Raw genomic sequence first — 23,488 nt, forward strand, 5'->3', positions numbered from 1 at the left:
GATGATGTGAGTGCCGCAGGGACCTGTCAAGGCGTGTGACCGCTTGACCTTTAACGAGTTAGGTCCGAGAGTCCTGGTCCCATGAGCCGCCGTTTCCGACGAGAGGAACGAGGTGTGTGATGGGCGGGATCACCAGGAGAGTGCTGTTCGCCGGGTCGGCCGTGGGTGCGGCCGGCGCGTTACTGCCGGCCGGTCCGGCCGGGGCCGGGCCCCTGCGGGCCGGGGCGAGTTACCGCGCGGCGTACCACTTCACCGTCCCCGAGCAGTGGAAGAACGACCCGCAGCGGCCGGTCTGGATCGACGGCGCGTACCACTACTACTACCTCCACAACGCCGACTACCTCGCCGGCGAGATCGGCACCGCCTGGCGACTGGCCACCAGCACCGACCTGGTCTCCTTCACGGACCGGGGGATCGCCGTACCCAAGGACACCACCCCCAACGGGGATGTCTGGTCGGGCTCGGCGGTGGTCGACACGGACGGCACGGCGGGCTTCGGGGCGGGCGCGGTCGTCGTCCTGGCCACGATGTCGCCGCACGACGGACCCGCCGACCAGGCGCAGTACCTGTACTACTCCACCGACGGCGGCCGCTCGTTCACCCCGCACGGCACCGATCCGGTGCTGCCCAACCCCGGTGTGCGCGACTTCCGCGACCCCAAGGTGATCCGCGACGAGGAACGCGGCCGCTGGGTGATGACCCTCGCCGAGAACGACAAGGTGGGCTTCTACCACTCGGCCGACCTCAGGTCCTGGACGTACGTGAGCGGTTTCGTCAAGGGCGGCATCGGTGTGCTGGAGTGCCCCGACCTGTTCCGGATCCGCGCGGCGGACGGCACGGTGAAATGGGTGCTCGGTGTGAGCGCCAACGGCAAGGGCGCCGGGCTGCCGAACACCTACGCGTACTGGACGGGCTCCTTCGACGGCACCGCCTTCACCGCCGACGCGTCCGAGCCGCGGTGGCTGGACCACGGCTGGGACTGGTACGGCGCCGTCACCTTCGACAAGCGCGGCGCCGACGGCACGCCCGACGAGCAGACCCGCTACGCCATCGGCTGGCTGAACAACTGGGACTACGCCCACATCACGCCCACCATCGACAGCGACGGCTTCAACGGCACCGACTCGATCGTCCGCGAGATCACGCTGAAGCGCGCGGCCGACGGCACTTTCCATCTGGCGTCCCGGCCGGTCACCGCGCTCGACCGGTACGTCTCCCGCACGGTCCGGCTCGGCGACCTGGAGGTCGAGGGCACGCGCCTCCTCGACTACCGGGGCACCGCCTACGAACTGACCTGCGAGATCACCTGGGACCAGGTCACGGGCGCGGGAGTGCAACTGCGGCGCTCCCCGGACGGCGTCCGGCACATCGACGCCGGAGTCCACCGCGACTACGCCTACCTCAACCGCCGTCCCACCGTGTCCCCGGACATGTCGGGCAGATGGCAGGAGAGCCACAGCCCCTTCGACCCGGCCCGGCGCGCGGTGAAGCTGCGGATCCTGGTCGACCGTACGTCGGTGGAGATGTTCGTGGACGACGGCCGGTATGTGCACTCCTCGGCGGCCTTCCCCTACCTGGTCGACGCGGGGCTCGCGCTCTTCACGGTCGAGGGGAAGGCGATGTTCCGGAACACGGTGGTCCGGGAGTTCAGGGTGTGAGGGGCGTCGGGGCGGTGTCGCCCCGGGCGGAGATCACTGTCACGATCTTCGGGACGGCAGACACACGCCCACGACCCAGCGGAGCGCTCATGACGACGGACGGCCCGATCACGGACGAGGCGGCGCGGGAGGCCGGGGTGGAGGTGAGGCCGGTCGCCGGGCACATCGGTGCCGAGATCGGCGGGGTCGACCTGGCCGCGGACCTCGACGACGCCGTGATCGCCGCGATCAGGGCGGCGGTGCTGCGGTGGAAGGTGGTGTTCTTCCGGGGCCAGCGGCTGGACCACACCGGGCATGTGGCGTTCGCGCGCCGGTTCGGCGAGACCGTGGTGCTGCCCCGGCGCGGCAAGGCCTCGCCCCCGGACTTCCCCGAGATCGAGACGACCGCCGACCGTCTCGAACTGGGCGGGCGGTTCGGCATGGAGCACGACGAGTGGCTTCGGCGCCGCCGCCACACCCTGCTGCGCGGCTGGCACTGCGACCACGGTGCCCGCGTCGACCCGCCGGCCGCGACGATCCTGCGCGCCGAGACCGTACCGCCCTACGGCGGCGACACCACCTGGTCGAACCTGGCGGCGGCGTACGCCGGACTCTCCGCGCCGCTGCGGGAGTTCGTCGACGGACTGCGGGCCGAGCACCGGCTCGGCGTCGGCTACCAGCCCCGGCCCGGCGACGACGCGTACGTCCGCCACCTGCTGGACCGTCAGGTCGCCTCCCTGCACCCGCTGGTGCGTGTCCACCCGGAGACGGGGGAGCGGATCCTCTACGTCAACGGCTACTACGTCGAGCAGATCGCCGGCCTCTCCCGGCCCGAGAGCAGCGCGATCCTGGACCTGCTGCTGGAGCAGGCGGTCCGGCCCGAGTACACGGTCCGGTTCCGCTGGGAGCCCGGCAGTGTGGCGTTCTGGGACAACCGCGCCACGATGCATCTCGCCCCCGGCGACACCGCCCACCTCGACCACCCGCGGATCATGCACCGGGTGATGCTCGCGGGGGACGTGCCCGTCGGGGTGGACGGCAAGGCGTCGGAGCCGATCACGGGGACGGCGCCTGGCCGTTGGTGAGTCGTGCCGGCGGGTGGGGGTGCGTCCGCCGGTTGTGTGTCGCGGAGCCTGGTGGGCGGGTGCGCGTCGGCCGGTGGTGAGTCGCGCCGATCGGCGGGCAGGGTTGGCCCCTCGGAGTTGGTGAGGTGTGCCGGTCCGGCGGGCCCGAGTTGCGACCGGCCGCCGGTGGCTCCTGCCGGTCCGGCGGGCCGGGACGCAGGTGCATCGCCTCGGCTGTGCTGACCCGGGCGGACCCCCTAGGCGCCCGCCCGCCACCCCAGCGCCGGGCCGAGCTTCGTCGCCATGTCGGTGAGGATCTGTACGTAGTCCTCGTGCTCGAACGTGAACGGCAGCGCGAACGCCACCTCGTCCACCTCGCGGAACGCGGCGTGCGCGTGCAGGCGCTCGGCGATCTCAGCCGACGTGCCCACCAGGTCCGGGGCGAACAGCAGTCGGCCCGGGCCCTGGGGTTCGGTCGTGCGCGGGGTGCGCTCGGCGGCGTACTTCTCGTAGCGGGCGTGCTGGCCGGGGGAGGCGGAGTCGGTCGGGATGACGACCAGACCCTGCGAGACCCGGGCGGCATCGCCGTCCGGGTGGGCGGCGCGGAAGGCCTGGATGTGGGAGAGCTGGATCCGCGCGAAGTCGTTGGGGCCGTCGGGGTCTTCGGCCTTCACGACGCTGCTGGTGAGGAGGTTCATGCCGTGCTCGCCCGCCCACCGGGCCGAGCGCAGGCTGCCGCCGCCGTACCACATGCGGTCGCCCAGGCCGGGGGAGTGCGGCTGCACCCGCTGCGAGAAGTCCTCGAAGCCTTCCCGCCCGCTGAAGTTCGTCGCCGGCTTGCCGCGCACGAAGTCCAGCAGTCGCTCCACGCGCCCGTGGCCGAAGTCCTCGGCGCCGGCCGTGTCCGGGTAGAGCGCGCCCTTGACCTGGTCGAAGTGCATCGGCGGGCCCACACTGACGCCCGGGTTGAGGCGGCCCCCGGACAGCAGGTCGACGGTGGCCAGGTCCTCGGCCAGCCGCAGTGGGTTCTCCCAGCCGAGCGGAATGACCGCCGTGCCGAGTTCGATGCGGCGGGTGCGCTGGGAGGCCGCGGACAGGACCGCGACGGGGGAGGAGATGCCGTACTGCAGGTGGCGGTGGCGTACCCACGCGCTGTCGAAGCCGAGCCGCTCGCCCAGCTCGATGATCTCCAGCGTCGACTCGTGACCACGGCGTGGATCCGCCTCGTCGAACAGCCCGATGGTCAGGAAACCCAGCTTGCGCAGCGGTCGTGAGGTCGGTGGCACGGAGCCTCCATCATTGAACGTTCAATGGCTACGGTGTCAACCCGGCCACCTCGCGCCCTGTTCCCGCCGGGCCGCGTCAGCGCAGCGGGATCGTCACCTCGTCCTCGACCGGCGGGGAGAGTTCCTGGGCCCGGTCACCGGTGGCCGCGTAGCAGCGCAGGCGGACCGAGTCCGGGGAGACGTCCAGGCGCAGGAAGCACTTGAAGAACGGCGGGCTGTAGGTCGCCGAGCTCGGTGAGAACAGCGACGTGTAGATCTTCCGTACGGGCAGCCGGAACCGCTTGGCCTTGTCGGGCCGGCGGCCGGTGCCGAGCAGCCCGGCGACCAGGCGGACGCGCCGGGTGACGCGGGTCGAGGTGGCCGGCGAGCGGGCGGGCCGGATGCCGAGGCGCTCGGCGATCACGGCCGTGGCCTCGGCCTCGGTGAGCGTGAAGAAGCGGCGCATGCGCAGCCGGCGGCCGTAGAGCCGGCTGTAGAAGGCGAGGGAGTCGCCGCGCAGCGGATAGCAGCGGAAGTCCTGCTCGGTGACGTCCGCGACGGAGACGCGGGGGATGGTGTGGGTGGCGTGCATGAACGCCCCGCCGCCGCCCGCGACCACGTACTGGAGGGTGCGTCCGTCGTCCAGCCGGACGGGGTAGCGCTGGTAGTTGTGGATGTCGCCGCCGATCGCCGCCACATAGTGGTGCGCCGGGTCGCGGACGATGTCGTCGACCGTGCCGCCCCCTTCGACGGCGCACGGCTCGTGCCTGCCGTCCACGTACAGGGGTGAGCCGGTGACCAGGATCTTCGGGCGGGGGCCCTGGGAGACCTCGCGCAGCCAGGCGCCCTGCTCGGCGTCGAGGGTGCCCAGCAGGCCCGTGTCGATTCCGATGATCCGCACCGGTCCGGCGTCGATCGCCCAGTACGGGCCCGGCTGGACGGCCTGCTGGGCGGGGGAGGAGCGCAACTTACGGGCCTCGGCGAGGTGTTGCCCGTCGTCCGGACGCGGCCTGTGCCACAGCAGGGAGCGCAGCCAGGCCCGGCTGAGGGGGCGCGGCCGGGGCTCGGGCGGCAGCGGCGGGGCGTCGTCGCAGAAGACGCGCATGAAGCCGCCGAGGTCCTCGTACCAGTCGTGGTTGCCGGGTATCGCGTAGATGGGCGCCTGGTAGTCCTGGTACGGGCGGAAGAACTTGGTGTCGTAGTCGTCCGCGCTGCCCACCGGGTAGATCACGTCACTGGCCAGTACCGCGAAGCTGGTGTCCTGACCGGTCTTCAGAAAGCCCGGCACGACGGCGTACTGGGGGTCGTCGCCCTCGCCGGTGTCGCCGATGACGAGGAAGGAGAAACGATCCGGCTCCGCGCGCCGGATCACCTTGTCGGCCGGTGCGCCGGTGGCCTCGCGCTGTGCCACCCACCGGCCGCGGATCCGGCCGGTGGGGTCGCCGAACCAGGAGGCCAGCACGCCGTTGCGGGCGGCCCACAGCGTCTTGGGGTTCAGCCAGGAGATCTTCTCGACCCGCCGCGGCATCAACTGCTGGTATGCGCCGCGTTCGGTGCTGTTCCAGCCTGCGCCTTCGGCGGTATCGCGTGAGGAGTCGGACACCGATGCACCGTAACAATCGATCCGGAGGCCGTCCGCGGCGGGTTGCTCAGCGCTTGCGGGTGGGCCACTTCGCCGCATGCCGCGAACCGCCCTGCGAGGTAGCGGAGTTGGCGGCCGAGCCCCGGCCGGTGGTGCCCGGGTGTGATGCGGAGGGCCGTTCGCCCACCACCAGCAGCGGATCGAACATCACCACGACACCGGCCAGCAGCAGGAAGACCACCGGTCCCAGCAGCATCGGCAGCAGCAGCGACATGGGCGAGTCGCCCTCCCACGTCCCGCCGGCCGCGTCGTGCACATGGACGCTGACGGCGGCCATGCCCGTGTAGTGCATCCCGGACACCGCCACCCCCATCACCAGGCTCGCCCCGATGCTCATCAGCAGGTTGCGGATCGTGACGGCCGACCACAGCGCGGCGGTCGCGGCGGCGATGGCGATCAGCACGGACAGCGCGACGCCGAGCGGGTCGTAGCCGACGTCGCCGTTCAGCCGCATCGCCGCCATGCCCAGGTAGTGCATGGTCGCGACGCCCAGTCCGGTGACGGTCCCCGCGACCGCCAGGACCCTGCGGCTCGTGCCGCGGTAGCCGACGATGAACACGCCGATGCCGACCACGACAACGGCCACGACGAGACTGAGCACCGTCGTGGCCGCGTCGTAGCGGATCCGGGTCTCCTCCACGTGGAAGCCGATCATGGCGATGAAGTGCATCGTCCAGATGCCGCACCCGATGGAGGCGGCGCCTAACGCCAGCCAGCCGGGCTTCCAGGATCGCGTGTCGAGCAGCGAGCGCACGATGCATCGCAGCCCCAGTGCCCCGCCCAGGCAAGCCATCAGATAGGCCGCAACCGGGGTCACCGCACCGTAGCGGAACCCGTCGACCGTGCCGTCCATAAGCCAACTCCCCCCAGAGTCTTGGCTGGTGTGGAGGCAAGATCTACGGGCAGTGGACACGTGAAAGCAAGCCCTTACCGTCGGTAGATCGACAACTTCCGTTCATCCGGAGTCGACTTCGGTCAGAATGTGCGCTTCAGGAGGTCGAGCAGAGCCGCCCAGTGCCGTTCGTCGCCCTCCGGGTGGTACGACGCCGTGTCGGACTGCGTGAAACCGTGGGGCGCGCCCGGGTACACCTCGCAGCGGTGGCGGACGCCCGCCGCCGTCAGGGCCTCCTCCAGGCGCTCGATCTGCTCCGGCGGCAGCGAGGGGTCCTGGTCGGCGTGGCCGAAGTACAGCTCGGCGGTGATCTTGCCGGCCACCAGGTGCGGGCTGTCCGGCGTGTCCGTCGCCAGCCGCCCGCCGTGGAAGCCGGCCGCGGCCGCGACCCGCTCCGGGTAGGTGCCGGCGGTGAGCAGTGAGAGGCGGGCGCCCATGCAGTAGCCGGTCAGCGCGACCGGGCCGTCGGCCACCGCGGGAGACTCGGCCAGCCAGCTCAGATAGGCGGCGGCGTCCCGCATCGCGACGTCCGGCGTCAGGGTCCGCATGACCGGCATGATGCGCTCGAATATCTCCGGGCGCGCCTCCGGGTCGATGAACTCGGGCAGCTCGAACAGCGGGGCGCGACCGTGCCGGTAGAACACGTTCGGCACCAGCACCGTGTAGCCCTCGGCGGCCAGCCGGTCGGCCATGGACCGCAGCCGCGGACGCAGGCCGAAGGCGTCCATGTACAGCAGGACCGCCGGATGGGCGGCCCCGTCGTCGGGACGGGCCAGATAGGCGTCCGCGGTGCCGTCCTCGGTGGGGATGTCGACTTCGGTTCCCTGTACGGCGGTCATGGCTGGGCTGCCTCTCTGCGGGGTGTCGGGGCTGCGGGGGGCTCGGTCCCGCGAGGTGTCGGACCTGCGGGGTCCGGCCAGGGACCCGTCCGCGTGACCGGGCGGATCACCGGCATCGTGACACGCGCTTTCCCGGGGCATTTCGCCCACCCCCCGCACACGGTTCAACCGTGAACGGCCCTTGGCGTGCCCTTTACTCGAACCGCGAGGTGTCGCCCGCGCCGTGCCGCACGATCTCCGCCTCCCCGCCGGAGAAGTCGATGACCGTCGTCGGCTCGGTGCCGCAGTCGCCGGAGTCGACCACCCCGTCCAGGACGTGGTCGAGCTCGTCCTTGATCTCCCAGCCCTGCGTCATCGGCTCCTCCTCGCCGGGCAGCAGCAGCGTGCTGGACAGCAGCGGCTCACCGAGCTCGGCGAGCAGGGCCTGGGTGACGACATGGTCCGGGATCCGGACGCCGACCGTCTTCTTCTTGGGGTGCTGCAGCATGCGCGGCACCTCCTTCGTCGCGGGCAGGATGAACGTGTAACTGCCGGGCGTCGACGCCTTGATCGCGCGGAACACGTCCTTGTCGACCCGCACGAACTGGCCGAGCTGCGCGAAGTCCTGGCACACGAGGGTGAAGTGGTGCCGGTCGTCCAGCTTGCGGATCGCCCGGATCCGGTCGATGCCGTCACGGCTGCCCAGGCGGCAGCCCAGTGCGTAACACGAGTCCGTGGGGTAGGCGACAAGAGCGTCCGCGCGGATGCTCTCGGCGATCTGGCCGATGGTGCGCGGCTGGGGGTTGTCGGGGTGCACGTCGTAGTACTTCGCCATCTACCGAGCTTATGCCGCCCGCGCGGGCCGGTGGCGCAGGGTCCGGCTTCGGCCCGGGATGAGTGTGTGGGACACGTGAGGTAACGTCCCCGACCGGTGCGCCGGAGGCGGTGCGAGGAGCGAGGGGAAGGCCGAGGTGGCTGGCCGAGAGGACGGGAACCGGCAGCAGGAGACGCCGGTCGGCGCGGGTCCGGCGTGGGCGGAGGAACTGCTCGAGCATCTGCGCCCGGCGGGACGCGACGTCCGCAGAGTCGTCGCCTGGCTCTCCGGCGCCGTGCGCGGATCGGTGGCCCTGCAGGACGCCGCCGGGAATCTCATCGCCGGGAACCGGCTGCCGCTGGACGAGGACCTCGTCACGGACATCACCACGGGCCGGATCGCCTCCGCCGCCTGGGAGGGCCGGGAGCGCCACCTGCGCCTGGTCCGGGTGGAACACCCCTCCCACGCGTGCGTGCTGGCCGTCTCCCGCGAGACCCCCTTCGACCGGCGGGCCTCCGACGTGGTCACCCACACCGCCCAGGTGATCGAGCTCCTGCTGACGGCGCGCGAGTCGACCGCGGCGGGACACCGGCTCCGGCGGGCCACCTCCGACCTGCGCCTGGCCATCCTGCAGCTGCTCATGGTCGAGGACACCGTCGCCGCCCGCCGCGTCGCCGCCGGGCTCTGGCCCGGACTGCTCGACGCCGACACGGCGTGCGTGTACGTGGTCGAGTCCGGCCCCGCCGTACGCGACCGCATCGCCGAGGAGTGCCTGGACAGCACCGGGGAGGAAGCCCTGGTCGTGCGCTGCCCGGCCATGGACGGGCATGTGATCGTCGTCAGCCCCCGTGACGCCACGCGCGAGGCCCTGCGGTCACTGGTGGGACGGCACCCGGACCTCTTCCTCGGCGGCAGCGTCCGGCAGAGCCTGGCCAGGACCGCCACCGCGTACGGACAGGCCGTCAGCGCCCTCGCCGTCGCCCACTTCCGGCCCGACAAGACGGCCGTCTACGCCGAGCGCACCCACCCTGAACGCCTGATGGACCCGGTGGCGCTGCGCGGCTGGACGTCCCATGTGCTGCGCCCGCTCGACACCCTGCCGCACCACACCCGCGCGGAACTGCTCGCCACCAACCGTCTCGGCCTGGAGTTCACCGCCGTCAACGCCGCCAAGGTCCTCGGCGTCAGCCGCAACACCGTCCGCGCCCGCATGGAACGCGTCGAGGGCCTGCTCGGCACCGACTTCGCCGATCTCACGGTCCGGGCCGTCGTCCATCTGGCGCTCAACACCCAGATCGGCCTGCCCGACGCGCAGCTGGCGAACGGCACCGGCAATCCCGGCCTCCGGCTCTGCGACCTGCTGTCCGGGCCCGCCGTGCGCGCCTGGGCACAGGACCTGCTGGGCCGGCTGGACACGGACGCCAGGAACCCGCGCCGGACCCTGCGCACCTGGATCGCCGCCGGCGGCAACGCCGAACGGGCCGCGCAGACCCTGGGCGTGCACGCGCAGACCGTGCGCGAGCACGTCCGCAGCGCCGAACCCGTCCTGGAACGCCAACTGCTGGCCGCCGGCACCGACCTGTACGAAGTCGTGCTCGCGCACCTCGCCGTAGGCGACCTCGAGCTGCCGGTTCTCCACCGCCGCGACTGACCTGTTTGCCTCTGGGGCAACCGGTTGGCCACGCCCGGGCGGGACGAAACCGGGCCAACCGGACTCAGCTGTGCACGGGTGAGCCTCGTTGAGCGTGCAACGGGCATCGACGCGGTTCACAAGGCCTCTGCCATGGACGTAAGTTCAACGCACCGCGGGGGCACGACCGGAACGGGGGACCGGTCGCGCTCCCGCGAGCTGTCCGCCGGGCACCTCAGCCCCGCAGCCGCGCCGGGATCTCCTGCCAGCCGAAGGCGATGAAGGACGGCACCTGCCGCAGGCCCTCGTCACCGGTGGCCAGGCGCAGGTCGGGGAAGCGGTCGAACAGGGCCGGCAGCGCCGTGAGCGCCTCCAGACGGGCCAGCGGGGCGCCGATGCACCGGTGGACCCCGATCCCGAACGCCAGATGGTCGTCGGCGGCACGTGTGGCGTCGAAGTGGCCGGCGTCCGCACCGTAGTGCTCGGGGTCGAGACCCGCGGCGGCGTACGTCGTGAGGATGGCGTCGCCGGCCGGGACCGTGATGTCACCGACGGTGAGGTCGGTGACGGCGAACCGGAGCGGCAGCGACGCGATCGACGGATGTGCGCGCAGCGTCTCGTCGACGACGGCGTCCCAGCCGATCTTCCCCGACCGCACGGCGGCCAGCTGCTCGGGGCGCCGGAGCAGGGCCACGGCCGCGTTGCCTATCAGATTGACGGTGGTCTCGAAGCCGGCCCCGATGACCAGCAGCAGCGTGTACAGCAGCTCCTCGTCGCTGAGCCGGTCGCCGTCCTCGTCCCGGACCCGGAGCAGCTCGGTGGTCATGTCGTCACCCGGGTGCGCGGCCTTGTACGTGATCAGCGCGGGCAGCACCGTGCCGATCTGCCGCTGGACGGAAGCGGCGTGCTCAGGGCTCGGGTCGGTGGTGTCCATGATGGCCGCGATCATCCGGGCGGTGTCCTCGTGCAACTCGTCCGGCACGCCGAACAGTTCGCAGATCAGCCGCATCGGCAGCGGATGGGCGAACCCCTCCTTGATGTCCACGACCTCGTCACCGGCCGTGTCGAGCGCGTCCAGCAGCTCCGCCGTGATGGCCTCCACGCGGGGCCGCATCGCCTCGGTGCGCCGGTGCGTGAAGCTGGGCGCCACCAGTTTGCGCAGCCGCGTGTGGTCCGCGCCGTACGTGGAGAGCATGTTGACCACCCCCACCCAGCCCAGGATCCAGCCCCAGGACGGATGCTCGCCGACCTCGGGCCACAGCCGCCAGTGCAGCCGCGGGTCCCGGCTCACCCGCGGATCGAGGATGAGCTCCTTCAGCGTGTCGTAGCGCGTGGGCGCCCAGGCGGGGATGCCGCCGGGCAGCTCCACGGGCACGATCGGGCCGAGAGAGCGCAGCCGGGCGCTCTCGCCCGCTATGTCGGCGCCGAACGGGTCGAGAGCGATGCGGTCGGTCACGGTCACGGTCGTCCTCCAGGGTGGTCGGGGGAGCGGGGGCTGAAACGGACGGGCAGCGCCGTCAGCGAGCGGTGGAAGGGACCGGGCCGCCAGGTGAGGCGCTCGCGGGGCAGCACGGGTTCGAGGTCGGGCAGCCACTGGGTGAGCCGTTCGATCGCCTCGGTGGCGATGAGCAGTGTGTGCTGCTTCACCGGGCAGGAGTGCGGGCCCGCCGACCAGGACAGATGGGAGGCGTCCCCCGGGTGGCGGTCCGCGCCGCGCTCCTGCTCGGCGGCCTGCGCCAGCGCCCCGTAGGAGATCACCACCGGCACCGCGGCCCTGATCCACGCGCCGTGGAAGGTCACGGGCGTACGGGCGTAGTGGATGCCGTAGTTGGCGAGCGGCGTCTCGTGGTGCAGCACCTCCAGCACCGCGTCCGTCACGGGACGGGCGCCGCTGGTGAGCGTCGAGTAGTAGGCCGGGTTGCCGAGGATCCTGGACAGCGCGTTGGACACCAGGTTCGCCGTCGGCTCGTGCCCCGCGCCGAGCGTGAGGAACACCTGCCAGGTGACCTCCTCGGGGGTCAGCCCCGCCGGATGGTCCAGCAGCCAGCTCGGCAGGTCGTCGCCGCGCCGCTCCGTCTTGGCGGCGATCAGCTCCAGCACGTACCCGCCGAACTCGGCCTCGCCCTGTGCCGCCTGCGCGCCGCCCTCGATCAGCTTGCCGAGCGCGGAGTCGAGCCGGTCGCTCGCGCTGTCCGGCAGCCCGAACAGGCTGTTGAACACCAGCGCCATCAGCGGCCTGGTGAACTCGCCCACCAGGTCGGCCTCGCCCCGCGGCCCGAACCGGCTCACCAGCAGGTGCACCGCCCGGTGGATCCGGGCCCGCAGGTCGTGCGGCTCCACCAGGTCGAAGGCGTCGATCAGCGTGGTGCGGTAGCGGAGGTGGGCGGCGCCGTCGGCGAACAGGGTGTTGGGCCGCCAGCGCATCATCCCGAGCACCGGCGAGTCGTCGGGGACGGTCGCCTCCCACGGCCGGGGGTCGTGCGAGAACGTCTTCGTGTCGTGCAGCAGGTCCAGCGCCGCCCGCCGGTCCGTGACGACGTACGCCGCCACACCGGGCGCGAGTTCCGCCCAGCCGACCGGGCCGTGGGCGCGCAGGGCCGCGTAGTAGGGGGAGGGGTCGCGGGCGAAGCCGTCCTCCCACAGGCGTACGGGCGACGCGAGGGAGAAGGCCTGCTCGGCGGGGGACGGATGTGTCACCGGTGCTCCGCGGGTCGGTGGTCGATCAGGTGCTGGACCAGGGCGAGCAGGGAGTCGATCGAGGAGTCCGCCTCCCGCGCGTCGCAGGTCACCATCGGGGTCGTCGGCTCCAGGTCCAGGGCGGCGCGCAACTGCTCGGGCGTGTGGTGACGGGGCGAGTCCGGGAAGGTGTTGAAGGCGACCGCGTACGGCAGCCCGGTCTCCTCCACCAGCCCGAGCACGTCGAACGAGGCGTCGATCCGGCGGGCGTCGACCAGGACGAGCGCGCCGAGCGCCCCGTAGGCGATGTCGTCCCACAGCGGCCGGAACCGCTCCTGGCCGGGCGTGCCGAACAGGTACAGCACGATCCCGCCCGGCAGGCTGATCCGGCCGAAGTCGATGGCGACCGTGGTGGTCGACTTGTCCCGCACCCCGGCGAGGTCGTCCACCGGCTCGGACGCCTCGGTGAGCCGCTCCTCCGTGTGCAGCGGGCGGATCTCGGAGACGGAGCGGATCAGGGTGGTCTTGCCCACCCCGAAGGGCCCTGTGACCAGGATCTTCACCAGGTCGCGCGCGGTGTCGGGGAGGTGGACGTCCGTGCCGTCGGGCTGGGCGTCAACGGTGCTTGAGGTCGCGGAGGCCATCGGCCACTCTCTTCAGCAGGTCGGGGTCGAAGCGTCGGGCGGGCGGGATGGGCGCGCGGGCCAGTGCCAGGTCGCGGTCGACGAGGCCGGCGGCGAGCACCAGCACGGCGGAGACCGGCAGCCGCAGCAGGGCGGCGGCCTCCACGACCGTCAGCGACCCGTACTCCAGCTCTTCCAGCAGGGCCGCCTGGGCGGCGGGCAGATCGGGGGGAGCGGGCTCACCGCTGCCGGTGAGCACGGACAGCCGCTCCAGATGGGCACGGCTGGGCCGCGCCACCCCGCCGGTCGACAGGTACGCGGGAACCAGGGGACGGCCGCCTCTGCGGCCGGTCATGCCGGTGTGCCGCCGTCGGCACCTCGGGGCCCGGCGGCCATGGCCTTCTCACCCAGCCGGGCGACCTGCGAGTGCACCCGGTGGGCGAGCAGGTCGAGGCGCACCTCGGGGTCGCCGTAAGCCGCCACGCAGGTGCCGTGGTCCGTGGGCACGATGAGCACATAGCCGTGGTCGGACTCGATGACGACCTGCCGTATCTCGGCCCGGTCGGTGTCGGCGAACGCCGCCGCCGCGGTACGGCAGGCGCCCTGCACGGTGCTGGTGATGGCGGCGACCCGCTCGGCGGACGGCTGCGACAGCGCGTCGGTGTAGCCCGTCACGAGCCCGTCCCGGGTGAGCAGGACGGCCGCCACGACGTGCGGCACCTCCAGGACCGGTTCGAGCACCCATGCCGTGTCCCCCGCTGCGCGGCTGGTCATCGAGCCGTTCCCCCTTCGTCGTCGTTCCGGTCGTGGTCGGTGTCGTCGGATGCCGTGTCGGCCGTGGTCGCGGCCGGGGCACCCTCAGATACGGCTGGGAAGGCGCCGGTGTTCGGCCTCGCGGCGGCGGAACGTCCGGCCGCCGTACCGGACTGGAGCGCGCCGAGGGCGGCGGCGGACTCCTCGGGGCGCCGGGTCCTGCGCTGCGGCGCGGGAGCCGGAGCGGACGCGGGGCCCTGGGTGTCCGACGGCGGCGTGGCCCGGCTGCGGCGACGGCGCTGGGGGAGGCCGCCGCTGTCACGGGGGCTGTGGTGGCCCGGGGCCGGGGCGGCGGCCCGGTCGTCCTCGTCCGTGCCGTAGCCGTGCTCGTGGTCCGGGGCGGTGGCGAGCGGCTCGGGCGTCTCGGCCTCGGCGGTCGGCTCGGCCCCGTCGGCCCCGTCGGCCCCGTCGGACCCGTCGGACCCGTCGGGTCCTTCGGCCTCCTGGGACGCGGAGGCCGGGGAGGGTTCGCTTCTCCGGGACGAGCCGGGCGCGCCCGCCTCCGCGTCGAGGGGCGCGGCGGAGCCGCCCGCCGTGTCCCGCACGGCCTCCTTGCGCGTCGAGCGCGGGGCACTGGCCGCCGGGGGCAGTTCCTCGGGGTCGATCCGCGTCAGCAGATGACGGTCGACCCGCAGCACCGCCCGCACACCGCCGTACGGCGACGGGGAGGACAGGTCGACGCTCAGATCGAACTGCCGGGTCAGCTGGCCGATCGCGGCGAGTCCCATGCGCGGCGGGTCGCCGAGCTCGGTGAGCAGGATCGGTTCGCAACTGCCCACCATGCGCTGGGCCCGGGCCCTTTCGTCCTGCGTCATGCCCAGCCCGGCGTCGTCCACGGTGACACAGACACCGTGGTGGACGGCTTCGAGATTGACCACGATGCCGGTGTCGGGCGCGGAGTGCCGCAGCGCGTTGTCCAGCAGTTCGGCGACGATGATGGCGACCGGCTCGACGGCGTGGGACACCAGGGCGGTGCCGGCCTCCAGGTGGTTGTGGATCCGGACGCGCTGGTAGCCCGCGAGCCGGGCCTGACCGCCCGTCACCGCGTCGACGAGGTGGGACTCCTCCCGGGCGAGCCCGACCCAGGCCCCGCACACCACCGCGGCGATCTGCGCGCGGCGCAGCGACTGCTCGTTCTCGTGGTCCAGTTCGAACAGGGTCTGCGCCAGCTCGGGGTCGTCGTAGCGCTGTTGCAGACCGCGCAGGGCGTCCTGCAACCGGTACAGCGCCGCCTGGATCTCCCGGGTCGCCCCGCGCATCCCGGCCTGCGCGGCGGCGTCGATCCGGGTGCGCTGCGCGGCGAGTTCGGCGTGCAGCCCCTTCAGTACCTGCTCCAGGGCGAATCCCAGGGGCGAACCGGCGAGCTGCGGGCTCAGCGGGCCGGGCACGGTGACATGGGGATGCGCGACCTGCCGGGCGGCGGAGGGCAGGCGCCGCGCCGCCAGATGCTCGACCTCGGCCGTGAACGCCCGTGAGGTGCCGTCGAGTTGTGCCCGCAGCGCGGCCGTCTTCGCGCGCTGGGCGGCCAGTTGCCGCCGGGAGCGGAGCAGCCCGCCGCCGAGGGCGAACGCGGACAGTGAGCCGAGGGCGAGACCACCGACGGCCAGGTCCGGTAGTTCGATCATCGAAGCGATTCCAGGGGGAGTGGGCAGGGCGAAGTCCGAGGTGCTCTGGCGAGCTACCCGCAGCACAGTACACACCGTCATCGACCGATCTCGCACGGTGGAGCGCCACTTCGTTCCGAAAGTGATCGCTGTCTGTTCGCATCTGGGGTCAACTGTCGGGATTGCCGTGCGCAGGAGGTCAGAGCCCGAAGCCTTCGCTCACCCGCTCGGCGAACTCGACCAGTTGTCAGTGGCGGATGCCACGATGCCGCAGCTCACCATTCCACCCCTTGCGAGGAGGAGCTGATCGTGCGCAGGCCGGTCGAGGGAGAGGTACATGTGCACTATGGCCAGATCTACGTCGAGAGCGATCCGGACGGCTACGGGCCGAGCCTCGCCGAGGCGTTCGCGGGGCAGAGCGCGGGGCTGTGCGGGGCGGCGTCACCGGGCTCCCTCCACCTGTGCACAGGCCTGCACACCGGCGATGTCGGCTTCACGGTCGAGGTGTGTGAGGAGGCCCCGCCGCTGGACCCGGTCTGGGAAGACGTGGTGGAGGTGTCCTTCCGGCCGGTGTCGCCGGACAGCGCGCTCGTGCAGTGGGCGGGCGAGGAGGCCTGGCCGCTCGGCCTGGAGGAGACCGACTACCGGGTGCGGTACTGCGCCCAGGGCATGGACCGGGCGGGCGAGAAGGACACCCGGATGGACGACGAGCCCCAACTGGACTGCTACCTCCTGCAGTTCTGGCCCGCCCCGCCCGAGCCGGACCGCATACTGAAGCAGACCTCGCTGAGCGCCGCTCACCGGCACCGTTACGCCCGCGAACTGCCGCCGCCTCCCACCCCCGCCGAACGCGCCGAAGCCGAAGGCCGGGAGCGCCTCGCCGAGGAGGCGGCGGAACGGGAACGGCTGCTCGCCCGCGAGCGCTGGGAGTGGGGCGGACAGTCGCCGAGCCAGGCCCTGCGTGACGTCGGCGGCAACGTCCGGGGCCTCCTCCCGTTCGACCCCGCCCTGCTCCACGCCCTCGACGCCTCCGGTCCCGCGATCCAGCGCGCGGTGGCCCTGCTCGCCGCCCGCCGTGCCTGTGAGGCGGCCGGTCTCGCCACCCTCGACTGGGTCGCCGACGCGCTCACGGCCCTGGCCGAAAGCCGCCCGCTGCCCCCGCCCTTCGACGACGACGCCCTCATGTGGCAGACCTTGGCCACCGACCCGCACGTCCCGGACCGCACCGTCGGCCGTGCCGTCCCGCCCGAGCGGCCCCCCTTCCGGCCGTCCCTGTCCCCGGGCGACCACGGCCTGCACCCCCACGAGGCGGCACAGGCCGTGGTCGGCCCGGCAGCGGCCGTGGCCAGAGCGGCGGCCGCCGAGGCGGAACCGCCGACCACCACGGCGAGTCCGCCGGCATCCGACTCCACCCCGTACACCATGATGATCAGCTTCGGCCCGCCGGACCCGTTCCTGCGTATCTCGCAGCCCCACGCGGCCCTCCCCGCGATCACCGGCGCCGCCGAATCCGACCCGCTCCAGGCCTCTCTCGACGCGGTGTACGCGGCCGTCGTCACGTACGGCGAGGACCACCCGGCCCTCCTCGCGGAGGTCTGGTCCGCCGTCGAGGGGCAGCCCGGCCCGCTCCTCGGCTCGGCGTGACCCGCCGACCGGCTCACCCCGTCAGGGCGCTACGGGCCACCGAAAGGGCTTGTTCCGCGTAGCTCCGGCCGAACAGCACGGCGTGCACCAGCAGTGGGAACAGCTGGTGCACGCCGACACGGTCGGCCCATCCGGCGGCGAGCGGCGCCTGCTCCTCGTAGCCCTCCAGTACCGCCTCCAGGTGGGGACAGCCGAAGAGACGCAGCATCGCCAGGTCGGTCTCGCGGTGCCCGCCGTGCGCGGCCGGATCGATCAGCCACACCTGCCCGTCGGACCCCCACAGCACGTTGCCGTTCCACAGGTCGCCGTGCAGCCGGGCCGGCGGCTCGGCCGGCCCCGCCAGCCCGGGCAGTCGCTCGCACAGCCGCTCCACGACGGTCGCCTCACCGGGACGGACGGTGCCCTGGTCGACGGCGCGCCGCAGATAGGGCAGGACACGATGCCCGGCGTACCAGCGCGGCCAGTCGGTGCCGGGCTCGTTGCGCATCGGGGCGAGCCCGATGTACGCGTCGGCGGGCCCCTCCGGGGGCGGCGAGCCGAACGCGGGCGCCCCGGCGGCGTGCAGGGCCGCCAGGTCATGGCCGAAACGGACCGCCGCCCGGCGGCTCGCCCGCCCCTGCGGAACGTGGTCGATGACCAGCCAGCTCCCGTCGTGACCGTGCACGTCCGGCACCCGCACCGCCCCGGCCCGGGCAAGCCAGCGCAGCCCGGCCGCCTCCGCCCGCGTCGCGCCCGGATCGTCGGCACGCTTGACGACCACCACCCGACCGTCGTCGAGGGAGACCTCCGCGAGGGCCCCCGACAGGGGCCGGTCGCCTGTGACCACCCGTCCGGTGAGCCGGGCGGCGGCGTCCGTACGGGCGGTCATACGTGGTCCTCCTCGACTCCGCGGCTGCTCCGCGGCCAGCGTACGGACGGGGCGGAGCGGTTCAGTTCCCGGAACCGCAGCCGACGTCGAGCAGCCGACGGTGTAGGCGCGCCAGCGGGCCGGACGCGCGGTGGTGTGGATCATTCTGGATTCCCCTGTTGTGCTGGGCTCGACTGCCGTTTCGATTCCGGGACATTCGCCACGCGCCGGTCACGCGGGACGGTGAAATCCCGTCGCCCACCGACAGAACCGGCCGCCGCCGGGGGAGCAGTCGGGCATGACGACTTCACCGTTCCAGCGCACCATCGCCCTGCCCGCCCCCGTGTGCGAACAGGCCGCACAGCACCTGGAGCAGGCCGCGCAACGGGCCATCGACGGAGCCGCGATCCCCCTGAAGGCGTTCCGTGCGGCCGCCGACAGCGACTTCACCCTCCCCGTCTCGGTCGTCGAGCAGGCGGCGGCCTGCCTGCTGGTCCTGGCCACCGAGACCGCGCAGACCGTACGCCCCTCGGCTCTGCGCGCCACCATCAGCGTCGCGCTGCGGCTGCGCGACGCCGTGGATCTGACGCATCAGCCCGCCCTCAGCAGCAGATTCTGGTGAAGCCGGGCCGGGCCTGCGCGTCACCCGGCTTCGCGGAAGGCGACATCGACCTGCCTGCGGCGCAGTTCCTCCAGCGAGGTGTGCTGCCGCCGGGCCCGTTCGACGAGGTCGTCGAGCTGCCGCCCGTCGAGGCGTCGGTCCGTGCCGGCCAGGGCACGCAGTGCCTGCCAGACCGCGGTCTTGCCGTCCACTCCCAGCCGCAGCGCCTCCAGCTCCCACAGCGTGCTCAGCGGGGAACGCCGTACCAGGCTGCCGTTGCTCTTCAGACGCCCCATCTGCTCGGCCGCCCGGCCCGCGTAGACCTTGTAGCGCCGCACCGGGACGTCCAGCCGCCGCATGATGTGGAGCAGGCTCGCCCGGTCCTCGGCGATCTCGTCGGCGATCGGAGCCAGCGCGTCGGCGAGCACCGGATCACCGCACGAGCGCAGCAGATAACGGACGCGAGCGGTCCCGGCGGTGGCACCGGCGAGATGGTCGTTGAGATAGATGCCCAGCAGGGACATGTCCGTGGCCGGAGCACCCGGTGCGCCCGGCGGGTCCGCTCGCTGTTCCGTCATGGCACTGCTCCTGTTCTGCTCCGGCCCTGTGCCACGGCCACCCGCGTGGTGACGCGTACGAGGCAGGGACTTCGGGGCGTCGAGCCGGGCCCGAACCGCACGGGAGGCTCGACCGGGGCGAGGGCGCCGAGGCTCTCGCCCTCGTAGGTGACCATGGCCGAGGTGACGGGGTGCAGGTCCCGGACGCCGTACCACTGGTGCCGGCCGGCCCGGGCGCTGCCGTGGGTGCGCGCGCCCAGCAGCAGCCGGGCGGGCCGGTCCCACAGCGCGATCCAGCCCGGGCTGGTGGCGAGCCGGACCGGCACCGCCCGCAGCGCGAGGCCCGGCAAGCCCCTGCGGCCGGTGCTGAAGCGGAGGTCGAGCGGCGGCGCCGAGACGGCCCAGTGCCGACGGTCGGTGACCCGCACCCCGACCGGCACGACCCGAACCTCGTCGAAGACATACGTACCGGCGACGAAGTCCGCGGTCTCCCGCGAGGGCGCCAGCAGCAGCCGCAGCCCGCCGGGCTCCTCGAGCATCACATCGCTGAACGGCCCGAACGGCGATCTCGCCCAGTGCCCGAGCACCACACGAGCGCCGGACGCCGTTCCGATGCCCGCGATCCAGCCGTCAAAGCGCAGGGTGCGCAGCGGCGACCGGGTTCGGGTACGCCGGGCCGGACCACTGGGTTCGCCGGACTCACCGGGACCGTGGAAGAGCACGCGGGCCGGGTGCCCGGCCCCTTCACGGCGAAACGGCACGGGGCTCTTCCGTCCTGGTTCCGGCGATGTGGCCGAGGCCACGTCACGGCCGAGGTCCCTGTCACGCCCGGGCGAGCACGGCGGCGGCTACCGTCTACGAGCAGATCCCCACTTCCCCCACCCTTTCGGACGGCCAGGCAGTGCAAGCAGATCTCTCCCCTGTCATCGCGGCGACCGCCCAGTGGCTGACCCGCTCCTTCCCCGCCTCCGGGGGTGCGCTGGCCGCCGCCCTGTGCGAGGTGCAGGCCCGGCAGGCCGTGACGGTCGCGGCGTGGCTCAGGTACCCGACCGAGATGGACGCCGCCCTGCTCGGCATGGCGGGCCCCGGCGGCTCCGCGCGGCTCGACTGGCTCACCGGCGCCGACGCCGCCCCGGACGACGACGGGGACGACGCGCACGCCTGGCGCACCTGGGTGGACGAGGTCGTCGCGAGCTGGGCGGCCGGCCTGCTCACCGACGCGGAGCTGGCCGACCGGGCGGTGGCCGCGCTCGCCGAGGGCAGCCACAGCACCGGTACACCGGCCGAGTTCCGCAGGCTCCTCACCCCCGACGACGGCGACCGCCGCGCCGCCGCCCTGCTGCGCCACCCCGACCTGCTCGCCCCGGTGGCCGGCCTGCACCACTCCCAGCTCCTGGACCGCCTCCACCCGGGCCGCACCCTGATCGCCTGACGCGGCGCCCCGGCCGGGCCACACACATCACCCTCCGTCACTCACCTCTTTGCCGTACGCGACCGTGCCCCGCTCATACGGGCGGCGGACGCTGAGCGTGGGAACGCCGCTGACGGAGGAGAGACCGACATGACCACCGCCCTCACACGGAGCTGGGAACACGCCGTCGTCACGGGCGGTGCCGGATTCGTCGGGTCCCATCTGTGCGCGGCCCTGCTGGACGCGGGCGCCGCCGTCACCTGCGTGGACGACTTCAGCACCGGCAGGGCGGAGAACATATCCCCGCTGCTCGAACGGCCCGGCTTCACGCTCGTGCAGGCCGACGTCGCGGAGGGACTGCCGGTCAGGCAGCGGCCCGACCTCGTCCTGCACTTCGCCTCCCCGGCGTCCCCGGCGGACTACCTGAGGCTGCCGCTGCACACCCTGGAGACGGGCAGTATCGGCACCCGCAACGCCCTGGACCTCGCACACTCCGCCGAGGCCCGCTTCGTCCTGGCCTCGTCCTCCGAGGTCTACGGCGACCCGCGGCAGCACCCCCAGGACGAGCAGTACCGGGGCAACGTCAACCCCGTCGGCCCGCGCGGCGTCTACGGCGAGGCCAAACGCTTCGGCGAGGCGCTGACCACCGCCCACGCCGAGGCCCGCGGCACCGACACCTGCATCGTGCGGCTGTTCAACACCTACGGCCCCCGGATGCGCGGCGACGACGGACGCGTGGTGCCGGCGTTCGTGCGGCAGGCCCTGGCGGGCGAGCCGCTCACCGTGACCGGCGACGGCCGGCAGACCCGGTCGCTGTGCTACGTCGACGACACCGTGCGCGGCGTCCTCGCGGCGGCCGCCCACGGTATGCGCGGCCCCGTCAACATCGGCAGCCCGACCGAGATCAGCATGCTCGACCTGGCGCGACTGGTCGTCGAACTCACCGGGTCCGCCTCGGAGATACGCCCCGTCGCACGCCCGGTGGACGACCCTGCCGTGCGCTGCCCGGACATCACGCTGGCCCGCGACAAGCTCGGCTGGGAACCGCGGGTACGCGCCGAGGAAGGGCTGCGGCGCGCGATCGCCTGGTTCCGCGAGGACGCGACGGCCGGCTGACCCGCCCGGGCACGCCCCCGGTTCCTCGCCGCGCGCACCGCCGCGCCCCGGCTCCCCGGTGCGCGCGGCTGTGCCCTAGTCGAACTTGCCGCGGCCGGTCAGCGCGTCGCGCAGCCGGTCGACCATCCCCGTGCCCGGAGCCAGGAGCTTGTTCGCCGGAGGCCTGTCGGGGGCGGCCGGGTGGGGCCGGGTCGGGGCCGTCTTCTTCGCCTTGCGGACCTTGTCGCCCAGCTCGTTGAGCGTGTCCATCGGACAGGCCTGCCGCAGCGCGGGGAAGAGGACCTTCTCCTCGTCCGCGAGGTGGGAGCGGATCTCGCTCATCAGCATGCCCATCAGCCGGTCGAAATCGGCGTCGCCCGCGTCGCAGGCCTCCAGGTCCTTCATGATGCGCTCGGCCGTCGCGTGGTCGGCGAGTTCCCGGTCGGCGAGGACGTCCCCGTTGGCCACGTGCTCGCGTACGGCCGGATACAGGTAGGCCTCCTCGGCCACCGAGTGCCGTACCAGCTCGATCGTGACCTGGTCCGCGTACACCTTGCGGTCCTGGTGACCGGACGGCAGCGCCTCGATCCTGCCGAACATCTCCTCGACTTCGCGGTGATCGGTCACCAGCTCGTCGATGACGTTTCCTCCGTGTCCCATGTCCTTCACCTCCTGTCCCCGGGTCCCCCTGGCCCGAATGGGCTAACGCGCGCTCCCGAACAGGTCCCGGGCGGCTCAGACGGGGAGCTTGGCCCGGACCCGGCCGGCCGCGGCGGCAGGCCGCGCGGTGGCACGGACGGAGCGGCGCACCAGTCCCGCGTCGTGCCGCAGGCCTTGCGCGGCATGGGTGCCGCGCCACAGCAACGAGGGGCGTGCGCCGGTGTCGTCGGCGGCGATCAGCAGCCCGCCGAGCATCGACATGTTCTTGAAGAAGTGGACGCGCTGCCGGTCCCGTTCCGCGGGGTCCTCCGCCTCCCAGAACCGGTGCGCCGCCAGCGTCGTGGGCACCAGCGTCGCCGCGATGGCCAGCGCGGCGGGACGCGGCATGCGCCCCGTGGCCAGCATCAGGCCCGCCACGACCTGTACGGCGCCGTTGAGCCGTACGACCTGCTCGGTGCGGTCGGGCAGTGCCGAGACACGGTCGGTGACCGGTTGGACGACCGGCTCGGCGACCGGGGCGACCTCCTCCGGGGCACGGACGGAACTCAGGCCGCCCGTCAGGAACATCGAGGCCAGCATGGGGCGGCCGAGCACGCGCAACAGACTCATGGCCCTCTCCAGGGGTGTCGGTGGGTACAGCGCTCGCCGGGTTCCCCGCCAGGGGCGAAAGCACGCACCCGGTTCGCCCTCCGGAGCTGATACGTGTGCGTCGGATGTTGAACAAGTGATGTAAATAAACTCATGGGTAAGTTGGCATGATTTGTCACCATCAGGTGCACTAGAGGAGAAAGCATCCGCTTCCCCCAAGGAGATGGTGCAATGTCCCCCACCGACAAGGCCACCAAGGAACTGACGGGCATCCAGAGCGCCGACATCGAGGCCGCACTCGACCCGGCAGAAACCGACGGTATCTACCGCGACAGCCGTGAGTGCGCCGCACTCGCGCTGTTCAAGGGCGGATTCGGTCTCCTCCTGTCGCCGCCCACCCCGCGCCCCAAGAAGGGTTGAGTGGATCGACAGGAGCAACCATGAAGCAGTCAGGCACTTCGTCTCTCTTGCAGGACGCGGTGCAGGACCTCGCTTCCGGCGTGGGGTCCGCCCCTCTGGGGGGGGAACACACCCGGGTGGCCACCCCCCCGGCCGGTGAACCGGAAAACGAGGGACCCTCCCCCCCCGCCCTCCGTTTCCCGGGGGC

24 protein-coding genes are annotated in these 23,488 nt (G+C 72.7%); 8 read left to right on the plus strand and 16 right to left on the minus strand.

Annotation, left to right across the window (positions count from 1 at the left end):
* Nucleotides 1-119 precede the first annotated feature (119 nt).
* The gene (locus ACZ6I3_RS15565; protein ID WP_469414957.1) at nucleotides 120-1,658 is read left to right on the plus strand and encodes a glycoside hydrolase family 32 protein; all 1,539 of its coding nucleotides are present in this window, start codon (nucleotides 120-122) and stop codon (nucleotides 1,656-1,658) included.
* A gap of 89 nt (nucleotides 1,659-1,747) precedes the next feature.
* A complete protein-coding gene (locus ACZ6I3_RS15570; protein ID WP_469414959.1) occupies nucleotides 1,748-2,722 on the plus strand; it encodes a TauD/TfdA dioxygenase family protein in 975 nt (324 codons plus the stop codon).
* Nucleotides 2,723-2,958: 236 nt separating this feature from the next.
* Here the strand turns inward: ACZ6I3_RS15570 and ACZ6I3_RS15575 are convergent, their stop codons facing one another.
* The 5 genes from ACZ6I3_RS15575 to ACZ6I3_RS15595 all read right to left on the minus strand — a co-directional run bounded on the left by ACZ6I3_RS15575 (nucleotide 2,959) and on the right by ACZ6I3_RS15595 (nucleotide 8,153).
* Nucleotides 2,959-3,987: an LLM class flavin-dependent oxidoreductase gene (locus tag ACZ6I3_RS15575; protein WP_469414961.1), complete on the minus strand. Its 1,029-nt coding sequence runs from the start codon at nucleotides 3,985-3,987 to the stop codon at nucleotides 2,959-2,961.
* A 76-nt stretch (nucleotides 3,988-4,063) separates the two neighbouring features.
* Nucleotides 4,064-5,569, minus strand: coding sequence for a metallophosphoesterase family protein (locus ACZ6I3_RS15580; RefSeq protein ID WP_469414962.1), 1,506 nt, complete (start codon nucleotides 5,567-5,569; stop codon nucleotides 4,064-4,066).
* Nucleotides 5,570-5,615: 46 nt separating this feature from the next.
* Nucleotides 5,616-6,461 (minus strand): MHYT domain-containing protein, encoded by an 846-nt coding sequence (locus tag ACZ6I3_RS15585; protein WP_469414964.1) that lies wholly within the window; start codon nucleotides 6,459-6,461, stop codon nucleotides 5,616-5,618.
* Nucleotides 6,462-6,583: 122 nt separating this feature from the next.
* Nucleotides 6,584-7,339 carry a dienelactone hydrolase family protein gene (locus ACZ6I3_RS15590; RefSeq protein ID WP_469414966.1) on the minus strand — a complete coding sequence of 252 codons (756 nt, stop codon included), beginning with the start codon at nucleotides 7,337-7,339 and terminating at the stop codon, nucleotides 6,584-6,586.
* 193 nt (nucleotides 7,340-7,532) lie between these two features.
* Nucleotides 7,533-8,153, minus strand: coding sequence for an L-threonylcarbamoyladenylate synthase (locus ACZ6I3_RS15595; RefSeq protein WP_469414968.1), 621 nt, complete (start codon nucleotides 8,151-8,153; stop codon nucleotides 7,533-7,535).
* 136 nt (nucleotides 8,154-8,289) lie between these two features.
* On the opposite strand from ACZ6I3_RS15595, the gene ACZ6I3_RS15600 reads away from it, so the two are divergent.
* The gene (locus ACZ6I3_RS15600) at nucleotides 8,290-9,783 is read left to right on the plus strand and encodes a helix-turn-helix domain-containing protein (protein WP_469414969.1); all 1,494 of its coding nucleotides are present in this window, start codon (nucleotides 8,290-8,292) and stop codon (nucleotides 9,781-9,783) included.
* Between the two features lie 214 nt (nucleotides 9,784-9,997).
* On the opposite strand, the gene ACZ6I3_RS15605 is transcribed toward ACZ6I3_RS15600, so the two are convergent.
* From ACZ6I3_RS15605 to ACZ6I3_RS15630, 6 genes are read right to left on the minus strand one after another with little or no spacing between them, the layout of a single operon-like run.
* Nucleotides 9,998-11,224 (minus strand): cytochrome P450 family protein, encoded by a 1,227-nt coding sequence (locus ACZ6I3_RS15605; protein WP_469414971.1) that lies wholly within the window; start codon nucleotides 11,222-11,224, stop codon nucleotides 9,998-10,000.
* Complete coding sequence (locus ACZ6I3_RS15610) at nucleotides 11,221-12,459, minus strand: cytochrome P450 family protein (RefSeq protein WP_469414973.1); 1,239 nt, start codon at nucleotides 12,457-12,459, stop codon at nucleotides 11,221-11,223. Before ACZ6I3_RS15610 ends, ACZ6I3_RS15605 begins: the two co-directional genes overlap by 4 nt.
* Nucleotides 12,456-13,082, minus strand: coding sequence for a GTP-binding protein (locus tag ACZ6I3_RS15615; RefSeq protein ID WP_469414974.1), 627 nt, complete (start codon nucleotides 13,080-13,082; stop codon nucleotides 12,456-12,458). The genes ACZ6I3_RS15610 and ACZ6I3_RS15615 overlap by 4 nt, the downstream gene beginning before the upstream one ends.
* Entirely contained in the window at nucleotides 13,054-13,416 is a 363-nt protein-coding gene (locus ACZ6I3_RS15620; protein ID WP_184598817.1) for a DUF742 domain-containing protein, read from the minus strand. The genes ACZ6I3_RS15615 and ACZ6I3_RS15620 overlap by 29 nt, the downstream gene beginning before the upstream one ends.
* On the minus strand, nucleotides 13,413-13,835 hold the full coding sequence (locus tag ACZ6I3_RS15625; protein ID WP_382488620.1) for a roadblock/LC7 domain-containing protein: 423 nt from the start codon (nucleotides 13,833-13,835) through the stop codon (nucleotides 13,413-13,415). Before ACZ6I3_RS15625 ends, ACZ6I3_RS15620 begins: the two co-directional genes overlap by 4 nt.
* A complete protein-coding gene (locus ACZ6I3_RS15630) occupies nucleotides 13,832-15,499 on the minus strand; it encodes an ATP-binding protein (protein ID WP_469414975.1) in 1,668 nt (555 codons plus the stop codon). The genes ACZ6I3_RS15625 and ACZ6I3_RS15630 overlap by 4 nt, the downstream gene beginning before the upstream one ends.
* A gap of 288 nt (nucleotides 15,500-15,787) precedes the next feature.
* Here ACZ6I3_RS15630 and ACZ6I3_RS15635 point away from each other — a divergent pair, with 288 nt between their 5' ends.
* Nucleotides 15,788-17,122, plus strand: coding sequence for a hypothetical protein (locus tag ACZ6I3_RS15635; protein ID WP_469414976.1), 1,335 nt, complete (start codon nucleotides 15,788-15,790; stop codon nucleotides 17,120-17,122).
* 13 nt (nucleotides 17,123-17,135) lie between these two features.
* On the opposite strand, the gene ACZ6I3_RS15640 is transcribed toward ACZ6I3_RS15635, so the two are convergent.
* Entirely contained in the window at nucleotides 17,136-17,990 is an 855-nt protein-coding gene (locus ACZ6I3_RS15640; RefSeq protein ID WP_469414978.1) for a fructosamine kinase family protein, read from the minus strand.
* A 277-nt stretch (nucleotides 17,991-18,267) separates the two neighbouring features.
* Here ACZ6I3_RS15640 and ACZ6I3_RS15645 point away from each other — a divergent pair, with 277 nt between their 5' ends.
* Nucleotides 18,268-18,591, plus strand: a complete 324-nt coding sequence (locus ACZ6I3_RS15645; protein WP_189729797.1) for a hypothetical protein — start codon at nucleotides 18,268-18,270, stop codon at nucleotides 18,589-18,591.
* 20 nt (nucleotides 18,592-18,611) lie between these two features.
* On the opposite strand, the gene ACZ6I3_RS15650 is transcribed toward ACZ6I3_RS15645, so the two are convergent.
* Nucleotides 18,612-19,148, minus strand: coding sequence for a hypothetical protein (locus ACZ6I3_RS15650; protein WP_469414980.1), 537 nt, complete (start codon nucleotides 19,146-19,148; stop codon nucleotides 18,612-18,614).
* A complete protein-coding gene (locus tag ACZ6I3_RS15655) occupies nucleotides 19,145-19,777 on the minus strand; it encodes a hypothetical protein (protein WP_469415037.1) in 633 nt (210 codons plus the stop codon). Before ACZ6I3_RS15655 ends, ACZ6I3_RS15650 begins: the two co-directional genes overlap by 4 nt.
* 251 nt (nucleotides 19,778-20,028) lie before the next feature.
* Here ACZ6I3_RS15655 and ACZ6I3_RS15660 point away from each other — a divergent pair, with 251 nt between their 5' ends.
* Both ACZ6I3_RS15660 and ACZ6I3_RS15665 read left to right on the plus strand, forming a co-directional pair.
* Nucleotides 20,029-20,559: a hypothetical protein gene (locus tag ACZ6I3_RS15660; RefSeq protein ID WP_469414981.1), complete on the plus strand. Its 531-nt coding sequence runs from the start codon at nucleotides 20,029-20,031 to the stop codon at nucleotides 20,557-20,559.
* Between the two features lie 129 nt (nucleotides 20,560-20,688).
* Nucleotides 20,689-21,654 (plus strand): NAD-dependent epimerase/dehydratase family protein, encoded by a 966-nt coding sequence (locus tag ACZ6I3_RS15665; RefSeq protein ID WP_469414982.1) that lies wholly within the window; start codon nucleotides 20,689-20,691, stop codon nucleotides 21,652-21,654.
* A gap of 75 nt (nucleotides 21,655-21,729) precedes the next feature.
* Here the strand turns inward: ACZ6I3_RS15665 and ACZ6I3_RS15670 are convergent, their stop codons facing one another.
* Complete coding sequence (locus tag ACZ6I3_RS15670; protein ID WP_469414984.1) at nucleotides 21,730-22,293, minus strand: hemerythrin domain-containing protein; 564 nt, start codon at nucleotides 22,291-22,293, stop codon at nucleotides 21,730-21,732.
* 75 nt (nucleotides 22,294-22,368) lie between these two features.
* Nucleotides 22,369-22,902, minus strand: a complete 534-nt coding sequence (locus tag ACZ6I3_RS15675; protein ID WP_469414986.1) for a DoxX family protein — start codon at nucleotides 22,900-22,902, stop codon at nucleotides 22,369-22,371.
* Between the two features lie 210 nt (nucleotides 22,903-23,112).
* Here ACZ6I3_RS15675 and ACZ6I3_RS15680 point away from each other — a divergent pair, with 210 nt between their 5' ends.
* On the plus strand, nucleotides 23,113-23,301 hold the full coding sequence (locus ACZ6I3_RS15680; protein ID WP_469414987.1) for a hypothetical protein: 189 nt from the start codon (nucleotides 23,113-23,115) through the stop codon (nucleotides 23,299-23,301).
* The last annotated feature ends 187 nt before the right edge of the window (nucleotides 23,302-23,488 follow it).

It is taken from the genome of Streptomyces sp. NPDC041940, assembly GCF_055589465.1.

Coding starts and splice junctions, on each gene's coding strand:
- ACZ6I3_RS15565 (WP_469414957.1), top strand. CDS start 120: ATGGGCGGGATCACCAGGAGAGTGCTGTTCGCCGGGTCGGCCGTGGGT.
- ACZ6I3_RS15570 (WP_469414959.1), top strand. CDS start 1,748: ATGACGACGGACGGCCCGATCACGGACGAGGCGGCGCGGGAGGCCGGG.
- ACZ6I3_RS15585 (WP_469414964.1), bottom strand. CDS start 6,461: ATGGACGGCACGGTCGACGGGTTCCGCTACGGTGCGGTGACCCCGGTT.
- ACZ6I3_RS15590 (WP_469414966.1), bottom strand. CDS start 7,339: ATGACCGCCGTACAGGGAACCGAAGTCGACATCCCCACCGAGGACGGC.
- ACZ6I3_RS15595 (WP_469414968.1), bottom strand. CDS start 8,153: ATGGCGAAGTACTACGACGTGCACCCCGACAACCCCCAGCCGCGCACC.
- ACZ6I3_RS15615 (WP_469414974.1), bottom strand. CDS start 13,082: ATGGCCTCCGCGACCTCAAGCACCGTTGACGCCCAGCCCGACGGCACG.
- ACZ6I3_RS15620 (WP_184598817.1), bottom strand. CDS start 13,416: ATGACCGGCCGCAGAGGCGGCCGTCCCCTGGTTCCCGCGTACCTGTCG.
- ACZ6I3_RS15625 (WP_382488620.1), bottom strand. CDS start 13,835: ATGACCAGCCGCGCAGCGGGGGACACGGCATGGGTGCTCGAACCGGTC.
- ACZ6I3_RS15630 (WP_469414975.1), bottom strand. CDS start 15,499: ATGATCGAACTACCGGACCTGGCCGTCGGTGGTCTCGCCCTCGGCTCA.
- ACZ6I3_RS15640 (WP_469414978.1), bottom strand. CDS start 17,990: ATGACCGCCCGTACGGACGCCGCCGCCCGGCTCACCGGACGGGTGGTC.
- ACZ6I3_RS15645 (WP_189729797.1), top strand. CDS start 18,268: ATGACGACTTCACCGTTCCAGCGCACCATCGCCCTGCCCGCCCCCGTG.
- ACZ6I3_RS15650 (WP_469414980.1), bottom strand. CDS start 19,148: ATGACGGAACAGCGAGCGGACCCGCCGGGCGCACCGGGTGCTCCGGCC.
- ACZ6I3_RS15665 (WP_469414982.1), top strand. CDS start 20,689: ATGACCACCGCCCTCACACGGAGCTGGGAACACGCCGTCGTCACGGGC.
- ACZ6I3_RS15670 (WP_469414984.1), bottom strand. CDS start 22,293: ATGGGACACGGAGGAAACGTCATCGACGAGCTGGTGACCGATCACCGC.
- ACZ6I3_RS15675 (WP_469414986.1), bottom strand. CDS start 22,902: ATGAGTCTGTTGCGCGTGCTCGGCCGCCCCATGCTGGCCTCGATGTTC.
- ACZ6I3_RS15680 (WP_469414987.1), top strand. CDS start 23,113: ATGTCCCCCACCGACAAGGCCACCAAGGAACTGACGGGCATCCAGAGC.